The organism is Microbacterium sp. ABR10, from assembly GCF_057812175.1.
On sequence record NZ_CM173821.1, the window covers coordinates 3551050 to 3564917 of the forward strand.

The window sequence follows — 13868 nt, forward strand, 5'->3', positions numbered from 1 at the left end:
TGCCCCAGGGTAGGTCGCCGTGCTCGCAGGAGGGATGCCCTCGGAGAGGACCTCTCCGGGTGGGCACGCTCCGCGCGCAACAGGGGTTCCCTGGCGGTACACCTCTCATCAGAGACTCCCCGGCCGCGCGCTGAGCGAGCACCGTGGATGACATGACCGCACAGATCTCACCCTCGCGGACGGAGTTCAGCCGCATCCTGCCCACTCTGCTCCTGCTCCTGACGGTGTTCGGTCCGATCTCGATGGACCTCTACCTCCCCGCTCTCCCCGCCTTGGCCGCGGAACTCGGCGCGGCCACCTCGGTGGCCCAGCTCACCGTGACGGCCTGTCTCATCGGCCTCGCCCTCGGGCAGCTCGTCGCGGGCGCCCTGTCGGACCGGTTCGGGCGACGCGGCATCCTGCTCCTCGGCATCGTCGCGTACATCGTCACCTCGGCGCTGTGCGCGATCAGCCCTACAGTCGAGATGCTGATCATCGCGCGATTCGTGCAGGGTCTGGCCGGCGGGGTCGGGATCGTCATCGCCCAAGCAGCCGGCCGCGACATCTACACCGGCGGCGCGCTGGTGCGGTTCTACGGCCGCCTCACCGTGGTCGGCGGACTCGCCGCGATCATCGGACCGCTGCTCGGCGGGGTGCTGAACACGGTGGCCGATTGGCGGGGACTGTTCGTCTTCCTGGCCCTCATCGGCGCGGGCATCCTCGTCATCGCCCTGCGGATGTTCCCCGAGACCCTGCCCGCCGCCAGCCGCGCGACGGGCGGCCTCACGCACACCCTGCGAGACTTCCGCACGCTGCTCTTCGACCGCGTGTTCGTCGGCGCGATCCTGAACCAGGGGTTCCTGTACGGCGCGCTGTTCGCCTACCTCGCCGGATCCACGTTCGTGCTGCAGGACATCTACGGGCTGTCCCCCCTCGCGTATGCGCTCGCCTTCGGTCTCAACTCCGCGGGGTTCATGACCCTCGGCTACCTCGCCGGCCGGGCCGCAGAACGGTGGAGCGTCACCGGCACCCTGACCGTCGGCATCCTGGTCGCCGGCATCGGCGCGCTCGGATTGCTGTCGTCGGGACTCACCCGGATGCCGCTGTGGGTGGTGATCGTGTCGCTTTTCCTGCTCGCCGGTGGGGTCGCGATCTCGTCGCCACCCGCGACCACCCTCGCGCTCGTCGACTACCCGCAGATGGCCGGCACCGCCTCATCGCTGCTCGGCATGGTGCGGTTCGGGTTTGGGGGGATCGCCGCGCCCCTGGTCGGGGTGGCGGGGGCGCTCAGCATCCTTCCGCTCGGCCTGGTGACCACCGTCGCGGTGATCCTCGCCGGCACAGCCTTCCTCCTGCTCGCTCGCCGACCCCAGCCGCGTGCGTCAGCCGCTCACCTCACCGAAGACGAGTACGCCGGAACCGAGAAGGGTCGCAGCCTGTGATCGCGTCCACCGGCAGGGAGCGGGAACGCCGGCGTCGTGCGCTGCTCGCCGTCGCCGTCGGTGCGCTCACGACCGCGGCGCTCACCGCCTGCTCCCCCACCGCTGCATCGTCGGTTCCGCCCGCGGCCTCCGCCACACCGACGGTCGCCGGCGTCGAGTCATCGTCGGCACCGGCACCGACGCCCACCGATGAACCTGGGCAGATCGTGGGCACGGTGGTGCGGTTCACGTCCGACCGCACGAGCGTCGACGTCACCGTCGGCCAGGACAGCCCCGGCGTGCGCGACTTCCTCTCCCTCCTCCCGACGCAGTTGACGTTCGAGGAGTTCGCCGGCCGCGAGAAGATCTCGTACCTCCCCCGTGAGCTCGCCCACGACGGCTCGCCCGGCTCCGACCCCGAGGACGGAGACCTCATTTACTTCACTTCTTGGGGGAACCTCGGTTTTTACTACAACGCCGACGGCATCGGCTTTTCGGATGCCACCCTGCACATCGGCACGTACGTCGCGACCGAGGAGCAACTCTCGCTCCTCGAGGGCGGCCCCGTGACCGTCGAGATCGTCGACTGACAGCGTCTTTCATCGATGCACGACGTCCGACCCACCCGCCCCCCTGCACCACCCATGAAGGAGAACATCATGCGCGCAACCCTCATGTACGCCGCCGGTGACGTCCGCGTCGTCGACGTGCCCGAACCGACCATCGAGGAACCCACCGACGCGGTCATCCGCGTCACCTACGCCTGCGTCTGCGGGTCGGACCTGCACCCGTACCACGATCTCGGCGACACCCCCGAGGGTCGCCGCATGGGCCACGAGGCCATCGGCATCATCGAGCAGATCGGCGCCGACGTCACCACCCTCGCCGTCGGCGACACCGTCATCGTCCCGTTCGCCTGGTCGGACGGCACCTGCGCGTTCTGCCGCGACGGGATCACCACCTCGTGCGTGCACGGTGGATTCTTCGACGGCGCCCCCTCGGCCACGCAGGCCGAGATGCTGCGGGTTCCCTACGCCGATGGAACCGCCGTCGCGATCCCCGCCGGGACTGACGACGCGCTCATGCCCTCGCTGCTCACCCTCTCCGACGTGTACCTGACCGGCTACCACGCCGCCGTGCGCGGTGGTGTCGAGGCGGGCAAGACCGTCGCCGTGATCGGCGACGGAGCCGTCGGGCTCTCCGCCGTCCTGGCCGCACGTCAGCTCGGCGCCGAGACGATCATCCTGATGGGCCGTCACACCGCCCGCACGGATCTCGGCCGGGAGTTCGGCGCCACCCACGTCGTCGCCGAGCGCGGCGACGAGGGGATCGCGAAGGTCCTCGAACTCACCGGCGGCGAAGGGGCGCACGTCGTCCTGGAAGCGGTCGGACACATGCCCGCGTACGAGCAGGCGTACGGCATCGTCCGCCCGGGCGGCGTCATCTCGCGCGTAGGCGTTCCCCAGTACGAGGATGCCGCCGTCGGCTTCGCCTCCCTGTTCGGCAAGAACGCCACCCTCACCGGCGGCCCCGCCACCGTGCGCGCCTACCTGGAGGCCGCCATCCCCCAGGTCATCGACGGCACGATCGATCCCGGAAAGGTCTTCGATCGGGAACTCCCGCTCGACGACATCGCCGAGGCCTACCGGCTGATGGACGCGCGCGAAGCGCTGAAGGTGCTCATCCGTCCCTGACGGGGTGATCGTCCGCGCGGGGTGTCGGGGCGCCCACCCCGCGCGCGACGGGCGCAGCTTTCAGACGGCTCAAGAAGACGCGCCGATCTCGCCCTCAGCCGGCCGAGTCGCTGCCCCGCTGCGGCCCGAGCGCGTCGTAGTACTCGTCGGCGACGGGCTCGAGCCACTCGTTCGAGGTGTCCTCGCCCGGGACGGCGATGGCGACGTGACTGAACCACGAGTCGGCCTTGGCGCCGTGCCAGTGCTTCGTGCCCGCGGGGACCTCGATGACCGTGCCGGGGGTGAGGCTGACCGGCTCCTCGCCCTCTGCCTGGTACCAACCGCTGCCGGCGGTCGCGAGCAGGATCTGCCCCCCACCGGCGGTGGCGTTGTGGCGATGCCAGTTGTTGCGGCATCCCGGCTCGAAAGTGACGTTCGCGACGCTCATGCCGAGGCTCGCGAGGGGGGCGAGGTAGCTCTGCCCGATGAAGTACTGCGCGAACGCGTCGTTCTTGTCTCCGCGCGGAAAGAGGCTGTCGAAGGTCATCTCAGTTGTCCGTCTCGTCGGTGATGTCTTTCAGCACGGTCATCGCGGCCATGCCGTTGGGCCAGCCGGTGTAGAACGCGAGGTGGAGGATCGCTTCCTTCAGCTCGTCGTCGGTGACCCCGTTCTGGCGGGCGTAGTCGAGGTGGAACCGCAGCTGATCGGTCTTGCCCATCGCGGTCAGCGCCGCGACGGTGATGAGGCTCCGGTCGCGTGGGGAAAGGTCTTTGCGCTCCCACACCTCGTCGAACAGCACCTTGTCGGTGTAGTGGACGAGGCCCGGTGCGAAGTCTCCGAAGGCGCGCTGCCCTCCGGTCCATCCGTTCTGCTCTTCGGTCATGGTGTCCTCCTTGTCAGACACCACCAATGAACCGCCTCCCGCGTGGAGGAGGAAGTCTCTGGCGTTACGTGTACTGACAGGGCATCCCACGGCGCGGTGGCCCGCGCGTAACGTCGAACGCATGGACAACAGGGCAGAGGTGCGGGAGTTCCTCACCTCTCGTCGCGCGAAAGTCACCCCGGACGACGTGGGAATCCCCGGCGGCAGCAACCGGCGAGTGCCGGGCCTGCGCCGCAACGAGGTCGCGACGCTCGCCGGCGTGAGCATCGAGTACTACGCCAAGATCGAACGCGGACAGATTGCCGGCGCATCCGAATCCGTGCTGCACGCGATCGCGCAGGCCCTGCAGCTCGACGACGCCGAACGCGAGCACCTGTTCGATCTGGCCCGCGCGGCTGGACAGACGCCGCCGAGATCGCGTCGCAAGCCGGGCACCCCGGCATCCGTCCGCTCCGGAATGGAGCTGATGCTCGACGCGATCACCGGCGGCGCGGCGATGGTGCGCAACGGCCGGATGGACATCCTCGCCGTCAACGCCCTCGGACGCGCGCTGCAGACAGAAGTCTTCGAGTCACCGGGCGACGGGAACCTCGCCCGGTACACCTTCCTCGACCCGCGCGCCCGCGACTTCCACCCCAACTGGGAGAAGGCGGCGGACATCACGGTCGGCATCCTCCGCACCGAGGCCGGCCGCGACCCCTACGACCGCGCCCTGCAGGATCTCGTCGGCGAACTCTCCACGCGCAGCGACGAGTTCCGCGTCAGGTGGGGTGCTCACAACGTGCGGCAGCACGGCGCCGGGATGAAGCAGTTCACCCACCCCGTCGTCGGAGCGCTGGAGCTCAGCTACGAAGACATGCAGTTCGTCCAGCATCCGGGACTCACGTTCCTCGTCTACGTTCCGCAGACCGGTTCGGAGAGCGAGGAGCGGTTCCGGCTGCTCGCCAGTTGGCAGGCGACGAACGATGTCGCGGCGACTGCCACGTCGGGAATCGACGCACACACAGCACGGAGGAACGACTGAGAATGCACACTCGCACACTGGGGCAGGGACTACAGGTCTCGGCGGTCGGACTCGGCTGCATGGGGATGTCGCAGAGCTACGGACCCAACCCCGGAAGCCGCGACGACATGATCGGCGTGCTCCGCGCTGCGGTCGACCGGGGAGTCACGTTCTTCGACACCGCGGAGGTCTACGGCCCCTACGTCAACGAGGAGCTCGTCGGCGAGGCGCTCGAGCCCGTCCGCGATCACGTCACGATCGCGACGAAGTTCGGGTGGGACATCCAGGATGCCAAGAGCGTCGGGCTCAACAGCCGGCCGGAGCAGATCCGCGCCGTCGCGGACGCCTCGCTGAGACGACTGCGCACGGACGCGATCGACCTGCTCTATCAGCACCGTGTCGACCCCGACGTGCCGATCGAGGATGTCGCCGGCACCGTCGGGGAGTTGGTCGCCGAGGGCAAAGTGCGTCACTTCGGGCTGTCGGAAGCGTCCGCCGCGACGATCCGGCGAGCGCACGCGGTGTTCCCCGTGACGGCGCTGCAGAGCGAGTACTCGCTCTGGACCCGCGACCCGGAGGCCGAGGTGCTGCCGACGCTGGCGGAACTCGGTATCGGGTTCGTGCCGTTCAGCCCGCTCGGCAAAGGGTTCCTCACGGGCACCGTCGACCAGAGGACGTCGTTCGCCGACGGCGACGTGCGATCGACAATCCCCCGCTTCACGGAGGAGAACCGCGAAGCCAACCACGCCCTCGTGACACGCATCGCCACGGTCGCCGAAACGCGAGGAGCCACGCCCGGGCAGGTCGCACTCGCCTGGCTGCTGGCTCAGCATCCGTGGATCGTCCCGATCCCCGGTACGCGACGCGTCACCCGTATCGAAGAGAACGCGGGGTCGACGGAGGTGGCGCTGTCGGCGGATGACCTCGCCGACCTCGACACCCTCGCCCAGAGCGTGGGCGTGCACGGCGATCGCTACAACGCGGTGCACATGGGGTACGTGGGGCGCTGACCCATCGGCCACCGGTGTTGCGCACGCCTCCCGGAGTCCCAGGACAGATTGCCTCGCCGAGGAGACCATCGCCAGCGCAGTTACTCTTCGCTTGGGTGCTACCCCACCTACCGTGTAGCTGGTCCAGGATTGGACGATGGCGAAGATAGTCTGCGGGACGTGGTCCGGGTCAGGCTTGGGGCATCTATGACCGAAGTCACGCTGATGCGCGCGAAAGCTGATTGTGCGGACCCAGGTAATCCGACCTCACGTACACCCTGATATTGCGAGGCGTAGGGACTGCCGGCGGACTTAGATACTTCAGTCGCTCGGCATTCTCTCGGAGAACCTCACGCTCGTTCCCATCTCTTGACGCCCTGATCGCGCGCACTGCAAGGGTCTCGGCGGCGACTGCTCCATGAAGCTCAGCGAGAACACGGACTTCGCGAAGGAGCGGTATGTGCTCAAGCGCGCCCTTGAGAACCGACCCTCCGATAGCGATGGCCGCGAATTCGAGGTCATTTTGGGTCAGGAGACAAGTGTCACTCTGCAGAATCGCGTGCCTGAACTGGCAGAGCCGCATGACCGCTCCAGCACCCTCGGCAGGCGGCGCCTCCATGGCCTTTTCGTAATCCGTCAGATTCAGATGCCAATTTGGCTCGGACGCGCCGGTGGTTAGTACCTCGACGACGTCACATATGTCACCGCACTGTTGCGCCGCAACGAGTGCCGTACTCAGAACGTGGTCTCGGTCGAAGTCAGCCACAATCTGCCAGAGTCGACCACTGACCCGAGACTTGCGAACCGTCAGCAGCCTGCCTTCTTCGAGCCATAGCCTGATGAGTACATCTGGGGTGAGTCCGACGGCTGCGGCCAGGCCGGTATCCACCGGGACGTCGACGCCGGACAACTCCAGCCAATTCGCGATCGACCACTGCACTGCCAGCACTGACTCGAGAAGTGCGTACACCTTGTCGACATACTCGCTCAAAGTCATGCGTTCCGTGTGGGAACGGAGCTGAATGGTCACCGTCCCACCGACGACGTCGACCTCGAACGACCGCCCGTGATGACCCGCGTGCCGAAGGTACTTCGGCAGATCTTGCGCCGTCTTCGGAAGAGGTCCCTGGAGCCAGGTCGTCATTGCGGTCGAGTCATCGCGAGCCAGCCGTAGGTAGCTCTCTAGGTCAGCTTGTTCGCTCAGAAGAAGTCGCGCCCACGCAAAGATCGGCAGTGCCGCCTCATACAACTCGCCCACGGTCTTGGCCAAGCGTCGAAACATGGCGGCCGGGTCCATCTCGCTGTTGGCAAGTAGATGGAACTGATGGAGAGCCTCTAACACATCTCTCCGCGAAATGCCAAAGTCCCGGAGAGACTCGCGCATCTGGGAAACAGCGAGGACGCGGGTTCTGGGCGGGGCTACCGCGGAGATCTCAGCAAACTTCTCTGAGAGCGCCGCGGGGTCGAGGTAGGTACGCGCGACCAGCTGAACGATCAGGTAGTCCAGGGATGCCCCGGTTCCGGCTTCCTTCCCGGTCTGATCCGAGTACTCCCGTCCACCCAGTTCGACCAAGGCCGGGATGTCGAGCCCGGGGTGTCGCGAGCGCAACCCGCGGAAAACCTGCAGAGCAAGGCTTTCGCCCCGTTCGACGGTCGCGAACTCGCTCGTGGCATCCATATCAGCCGCGAGAGCGTCCAGATGTCGTGCCGAAGTGTCGATAACTGCTTGAGCTTCGATGGCTTTACGTTGTGCCTGGGCGATGTCGAGCGTTGTGAGCGCTTCTCGGTAAAGGGGCCACAGGCGCTGCAAATCGAGCCCCACCTTGAGGTAGGCGCGCGCTCGCGCGGCCGGCCTGAGGCCTGAGGCTTCACGCAGCGTCGCCACTGCCTGATTCAGGCTGCTGACGGCCCAGGAGATATCCGCGATTCCCCCAGCAGACGTTCCCGGTGCACGCAGTCTGTTTAAGCCTGACAACAGCAATTTCAGCGAAGAGGTAACGGCAGGCTCAGCATCTTCGACGTTCAGCGTATTTTTGGACGCCGACGCACGCTCAATCGCTGCGTCTACCTCACTGGTCAACTGTCGACGCCGAACGACCGGCGAGTTGACTTCGCCCTTCCTGGGGAGACTTCCACACTCCGCGCACTTCACTCCCAGCACGCGGTCCGCAGCGCAGCGTTCGCATTCGATCCGCGAGAAGTTCAAGCTGAGCTTCAGTTTCGACAATGGAGTCCGCCCGTCCTGATGTCAGATCAACTGCGTTACATCCCCGGCGCCATATCCGCGAACCGCGAATAGTGCCCCTGGAACGCCACCGTGATCGTGTCCGTGGGCCCGTTTCGGTGCTTTGCCACGATCAAGTCCGCCTCGCCCGCGCGCGGCGAGTCCTTCTCGTACGCGGCCTCGCGATGCAGCAGCACCACCATGTCGGCATCCTGCTCGATCGAGCCCGACTCACGCAGGTCGGAAAGCGCTGGCTTCTTGTCGGCGCGCTGTTCGGCGCCACGGTTCAGCTGCGAGAGGGCGATGACGGGAACCTGCAGCTCCTTCGCCATCAGCTTCAGCGCACGCGAGAACTCGCTGACCTCCTGCTGACGGGACTCGACGCGCTTACCGCTCGTGAGCAGCTGCAGGTAGTCGATGACGACCATCTTCAGACCCTCGCGCTGCTTCAACCGGCGGCACTTCGCCCGGATCTCGACCAGCGTCATGTTGGGGCTGTCGTCGATGTAGAGGGGGGCGTCGTTGATGCGACCGCGCGTGGAGGCGACGGTGGTCCAGTCGCGCGAGTCGAGCGTTCCCTTGCGCATGCTCTGGAGGGGGATCGAGCCCTCGGCGCTGAGGAGGCGCATGGCGATCTCGGAGCGACCCATCTCGAGCGAGAAGAAGATGCACGGCGCGTTCGACTTGATAGCGGCCGCGCGGGCGAAGTCGAGCGCGAGCGTCGACTTACCCATGGCGGGGCGCGCGGCGAGCACGATCATCTGGCCCGGGTGCAGACCGTTGGTGAGCTGGTCGAGACCGGCGAAGCCGGTGGGGATGCCGGTCATCGACCCGTCGCGACCGCGAGCGGCCTCGATCTCTTCGACCGCGGCATCCACCGCCATCGTCAGGGGGATGTAGTCGTCGGCGCTGTCGTCGCCCGAGACGTTGTAGATCTCGGCCTGGGCGCTGTTGACGAGATCGACCGGGTCGCCCTCGCCGGCGTAGCCCATCTGCACGATGCGCGTGCCGGCCTCGACCAAGCGACGCAGCAGCGCGCGCTCGGCGACGATCGAGGCGTAGTAGCCCGCGTTGGCGGCCGTGGGCACGATCGAGGTGAGCGTGTGGAGGTAGTCCGCTCCCCCGGCGCGCTGAAGCTCGCCGGTCTTGATGAGCTCGTCGGTCACGGCGACGACGTCGGTCGGCTCACCGTGCGAGTAGAGGGTGAGGATGGCCTCGAAGATCAACTCGTGCTTCGGCACGTAGAAGTCGCCGCCGCGGAGCGTTTCGATGACATCGGCCACCGCATCCTTCGACAGCAGCATGCCGCCCAGAGCGCTCTGCTCGGCGAGGATGTCGTGCGGGGGCGTGCGCTCGGGACGCGGTGCTTTTCCGAGACGCTCCTCGGCGATGTCAGCGATCGACACGGGCTCTCCTTCTGCTCTCGGGCCGCCCCTGCGCCCCCCTCACGCGCGCGCGAAGGATGCGATGGCGAGAGGTGGAACGACCTCGGGAGCATCTGATCACCGACGTCCGACATCGACGCGCGCGGCAGGGTGACAGGGATGCCCGAGGGGCTGCCCCCACGGTAGATACCACCCTCGACCCACGCAAATGTGCCTGTGGATAACTCTGTGGAGAGTGTGCGGGAAACGCCGCAGTCTCTGTGCACAACTCCTGTGGACAAGTCGGTGGATGACTGTGGATTCGACGTAATATATGCACCCTCACCTGGCGTTTATTTGTCCACAGGTTGTGTGGGGAAATCCCGGTTGAAGTAGCCCTTGAAGGTTCCTCGACTTGACAAACGCATGTGTACAACTCGGGGGATAACTCGGCGGCGGCGTACCGACGGACGGCATCCCATGTCAAATCTTCCGACGCCTGGGCGTGTCGCCCCGCCACCATCTCGTTACGTACCCACTACTGACAGTTCACCCGCCCTCTTTCGCCCGCGCGGATCCAGGCGTATCGTCGCCGACCTGAGTCACCGACGATTCACCTTTGGGGGGCGAATCATGGATGCCACGCTGAGGACGGGGATGCCGCGCACTCTGCGCGTGTTCCTGTGCGGCGTGCTCATGGCCCTCGCCATTGCGGTGCTCTCGCTCTTCGCCAGCGCGACGTCGGCCTCCGCTGACGACTCCGGGTCGGGTCTGCTGGGGGCCGTCGGCTCGACGGTGAACGGCGTGACCGACACCGCCGGGGACGTCGTCGAGCCGGTCGCTACTGCCGTTGTGGAGCCGGTCGCGAACACCGTCTCAGAGCCGGTGGCCAGTGACACCGCGCGGCCGGAGGCTCAGACTGCGGAGCCGGTCGCCCGCGCGGTCGAGCCGGTCACCAAGGCCGTCGATCCTGTCACCAGCGCCCTCGAGCCGGCTGCCCAGGCCGTCACCGAACCGGTCGCCACCGTCGCGAAACCAGTAGTCGCCGTCGCGGAACCGGTAGCCACAGCGGTCGTGGAACCCGTCGTCACCCAGGTCGCGGAACCCGTCGTCTCCGAGGTCGTCGAGCCCGTCGCGACCGGAGTCGTGGAGCCGGTCGCCGCCGCCGTCATCGAGCCGGTCGCCGCCAATGTCGTCACGCCGGCCGGTGGGGTCGTCGCCGAGACGGTCGCACCCGTCGCCGAGGCCGTCACGGCCCCCGTGGCGCAGCTCGTCTCCCCCGTTGCCGGAGTCGTCACCGACACAGCCCCTGCCCTCGTCGACACCGCCAACACGCTCGTGGGCGGCACGGTCGGTGTCGTGGCCGACGTCGTGACCGACGTCGCCTCCTCGGGCGTCGTGGGCGCGATCGTCGACCCGGTCGTCGACACCGCCGAATCCCTTCCCATCGTCGGTCCCGTCGTCGAGCAGACCGGCCTGGGTGGCGTCGTCACCGGCGTGGCCGGGGCCGTCGACGAAACGCTCCCGGTCGTCGTCGGTACGGCGCCCGAGATCGCTCCGGTCGTCCCGTCGCTCCCCAGCGGCGGCGGCGAGGTGCTCTCCCCTGCACCCGGCGTCACGGCTCCCCCCGTGACGCCGCCGGCAGCCCCCTCGGGCATTACGGCGCCGGCCGTAACGGAGGCGACCAAGACGGTCACCGCTCCCCCGTTGCCCGCCGTCTCCGCCCCGGCCCCGACGACACGCGTGGAGATAGCGGTTGCGGAGGTCGCGCACTACTTCGAGGCCGTGGCCCCGGCATCCATCCCCTCCACCACCGAGGCGCCCGCTGCCCCGGTCGAGTCTGAGGACGCCGCTCCCGCAGCGCTCGGAGTGAGCACCGGCGCGGGATCCTCGGCATCCGCGGGTTCGGGAATCGCAGGAACGACCGCCGCCACCGCCGACCACGACGCGTTCTCGTTCGCGCTGGCACTTCTCACTCGCGGGGGCGACGTCGACGACGACCTCCCCGGCATTCCCGTCTACGACACCGACGCTTCTCCTGACTGAGGCCGGTCGCGCCGTGCTCTGCACGGCTGACGACCCCGCGCGTTCGCGCACCCTCACTCATCTACAGGAGAAACTCTCATGCGCAAGTTCTACTCGCGTGCCCTCTGGGGCGCGCTCGTCGGGAGCGGCTTGGCCGTTCTCGGATGCGGCATTGCGAACGCCGCAGACACCTCGGGAGCAGGCGGACTGCTCTCGGGCGACCAGGCCCTCGTCTCGGTCGACCTGCCCGTCACCGTCGGCGGCAACGCCGTCTCGGTGATCGGCGACAGCCACACCTCGGACGCCACCACCTCCGGCGGATCGTCGGGCGCGGGCCACGACGGCTCGACGGAGGGCGGCTCCGGGCACGGCGGCTCCGGCCACGACAGAGGCGGCTCCAGCTCGGGTGGCGACGTGACCACTGACGGGTCGGACAGCCTGCTCGGCGGCAACCAGGCCGTCGTGCCGGTCTCGGTGCCCGTCACCGTCGGCGGCAACGCCGTCTCGGTGATCGGCGACAGCACGACCTCGGATGCCACGACCACGGGCGGATCGTCCGGGTCCGGCTCGGGCGGAGATGTCTCGACTGACGGGTCGGACAGCCTGCTCGGCGGCAACCAGGCCGTCGTACCGGTTGAGGTGCCCGTCACCATCGGCGGGAACGCCGTCTCGGTGATCGGCGACAGCCACACCTCGGATGCCACGACCACGGGCGGCACGGGCGGCTCCGGCCACCCGAGCACAGGCGACGTCTCCACGGACGGGTCCGGCAGCATCATCGGCGGCAACCAGGCCGTCCTGCCGGTGTCACTGCCCGTCACCATTGGCGGGAACGCCGTCTCGGTAATCGGCGACAGCACCTCGAAGGACGCCACCACCATCGGCGGCTCCGCCCACCCGAGCACCGGCAGCGACGTTACGACCGACGGCACCGACAGCCTGCTCGGCGGCAACCAGCTCGTCGCCCCGATCTCGCTGCCCGTCACCATCAGCGGGAACGCCGTGTCCGTGATCGGTGACAGCTCCACCGAAGGCGCCACCACCACCGGCGGAACCTCCGCTGCGGCAATCGGCGACGTGACCACCGACGGAAGCGGCAGCATCCTCGGCGGCAACCAGGCGGTCCTGCCGATCTCCGTGCCCGTCACCATCGGCGGGAACGCCGTCTCGGTGATCGGCGACAGCACCTCGAAGGATGCCACCACCACCGGCGGCACCTCGGGCGGCCTGTTGGGTGGTATCTCGACCGACGGGAGCGACAGCCTCCTCGGCGGCAACCAGCTGATCGTCCCGATCAGCCTGCCCGTCACCATCGGCGGCAACGCCGTGTCGGTGATCGGTGACAGCACCACGGACGGTTCGAGTACGGGAACGCCCGGGACCCCGGGGACGCCCGGTCACCCGGGCACGCCTGGGACGCCGGGCAACCCCGGTACGCCGGGCAACCCCGGTACGCCCGGCACCCCCGGAACGCCCGGCACCCCCGGAACGCCTGGGATGCCTGGGAACCCTGGAACGCCCGGCACGCCCGGCACGCCCGGAACACCCGGCCACCCCGGAACACCCGGAACGCCCGGTAACCCTGGAACGCCCGGTACCCCCGGCAACCCCGGAACGCCCGGCAACCCCGGTCAGCCCGGAACGCCTGGAACCCCCGGAACCCCCGGAACACCCGGAACACCCGGAACACCCGGTAACCCTGGAACGCCCGGTACCCCCGGCAACACCGGAACGCCCGACAACCCCGGAACACCGGGGACCCCCGGAACGTCCGGCACCACCACTCCGGTGATGGGCTCCACCGCGTCGGTCTCGTCCACGTCGTACTCGGTCGCGTCACCCGTCGCCTCGGGCACGAGCACACGCTCGGGCACCGGTAAGACGCTTGCGGTCACAGGAGCTGACGGATCGGCGGCCGCCGGCCTCGGCCTGGCGGGTCTGCTGGCCCTCGTGTTGGGAGGCGCGCTGCTGCTGCTGCGTCGTCACCGCGCAACCGTCTGACGCACTGACCCCGGGGAGGGGGTGACCCCTCCCCGGCAGGCGACACCGGATGCCGGCTATTGGGGGCGGCATCCGGTGTCGTGGCGCGCCCGGGGTGTCGGGACATCCACGGTGTACCGGCCCCTTCGACAAGCTCAGGGACCTTCGCGAGCACGCGGGGCAGCGACGGGTCCGGCCCCTTCGACAAGCTCAGGGACCTCTGCGGACACCCGACTCAATGACGGGTGCCGTCCCTTCGACAGCCTCAGGGACCTCCGCGAGCACGCGGGGCAGCGACGGGTCCGGCCCCTTCGACAGGCTCAGGC

At 68.2% G+C, this 13868-nt stretch carries 11 protein-coding genes; 7 read left to right on the plus strand and 4 right to left on the minus strand.

Annotated features, from left to right (window positions below; translation table 11 throughout):
• Window positions 1-152: 152 nt before the first annotated feature.
• From ACXKZF_RS16395 to ACXKZF_RS16405, 3 genes are all read left to right on the plus strand, one after another.
• Window positions 153-1421 carry a multidrug effflux MFS transporter gene (locus tag ACXKZF_RS16395; RefSeq protein WP_488984939.1) on the plus strand — a complete coding sequence of 423 codons (1269 nt, stop codon included), beginning with the start codon at window positions 153-155 and terminating at the stop codon, window positions 1419-1421.
• Complete coding sequence (locus ACXKZF_RS16400; protein WP_488984940.1) at window positions 1418-1990, plus strand: cyclophilin-like fold protein; 573 nt, start codon at window positions 1418-1420, stop codon at window positions 1988-1990. The genes ACXKZF_RS16395 and ACXKZF_RS16400 overlap by 4 nt, the downstream gene beginning before the upstream one ends.
• A 69-nt stretch (window positions 1991-2059) precedes the next feature.
• On the plus strand, window positions 2060-3094 hold the full coding sequence (locus tag ACXKZF_RS16405; protein ID WP_488984941.1) for a zinc-binding dehydrogenase: 1035 nt from the start codon (window positions 2060-2062) through the stop codon (window positions 3092-3094).
• 94 nt (window positions 3095-3188) lie between these two features.
• Here ACXKZF_RS16405 and ACXKZF_RS16410 read toward each other — a convergent pair whose 3' ends face one another.
• Window positions 3189-3620: a cupin domain-containing protein gene (locus ACXKZF_RS16410; protein ID WP_488984942.1), complete on the minus strand. Its 432-nt coding sequence runs from the start codon at window positions 3618-3620 to the stop codon at window positions 3189-3191.
• Between the two features lies 1 nt (window position 3621).
• Window positions 3622-3957: a carboxymuconolactone decarboxylase family protein gene (locus tag ACXKZF_RS16415; RefSeq protein WP_488984943.1), complete on the minus strand. Its 336-nt coding sequence runs from the start codon at window positions 3955-3957 to the stop codon at window positions 3622-3624.
• 121 nt (window positions 3958-4078) lie between these two features.
• Here ACXKZF_RS16415 and ACXKZF_RS16420 point away from each other — a divergent pair, with 121 nt between their 5' ends.
• Both ACXKZF_RS16420 and ACXKZF_RS16425 read left to right on the plus strand, forming a co-directional pair.
• Window positions 4079-4981 (plus strand): helix-turn-helix transcriptional regulator, encoded by a 903-nt coding sequence (locus ACXKZF_RS16420; protein WP_488984944.1) that lies wholly within the window; start codon window positions 4079-4081, stop codon window positions 4979-4981.
• A gap of 2 nt (window positions 4982-4983) precedes the next feature.
• Complete coding sequence (locus ACXKZF_RS16425; protein ID WP_488984945.1) at window positions 4984-5970, plus strand: aldo/keto reductase; 987 nt, start codon at window positions 4984-4986, stop codon at window positions 5968-5970.
• A 196-nt stretch (window positions 5971-6166) separates the two neighbouring features.
• Here ACXKZF_RS16425 and ACXKZF_RS16430 read toward each other — a convergent pair whose 3' ends face one another.
• Both ACXKZF_RS16430 and dnaB read right to left on the minus strand, forming a co-directional pair.
• Window positions 6167-8176, minus strand: a complete 2010-nt coding sequence (locus ACXKZF_RS16430; protein WP_488984946.1) for a hypothetical protein — start codon at window positions 8174-8176, stop codon at window positions 6167-6169.
• 35 nt (window positions 8177-8211) lie between these two features.
• On the minus strand, window positions 8212-9579 hold the full coding sequence (gene dnaB, locus ACXKZF_RS16435) for a replicative DNA helicase (protein WP_055952596.1): 1368 nt from the start codon (window positions 9577-9579) through the stop codon (window positions 8212-8214).
• 615 nt (window positions 9580-10194) lie between these two features.
• On the opposite strand from dnaB, the gene ACXKZF_RS16440 reads away from it, so the two are divergent.
• A complete protein-coding gene (locus ACXKZF_RS16440) occupies window positions 10195-11583 on the plus strand; it encodes a hypothetical protein (protein ID WP_488984947.1) in 1389 nt (462 codons plus the stop codon).
• A gap of 78 nt (window positions 11584-11661) precedes the next feature.
• Window positions 11662-13563, plus strand: a complete 1902-nt coding sequence (locus ACXKZF_RS16445; protein ID WP_488984948.1) for a chaplin family protein — start codon at window positions 11662-11664, stop codon at window positions 13561-13563.
• The last annotated feature ends 305 nt before the right edge of the window (window positions 13564-13868 follow it).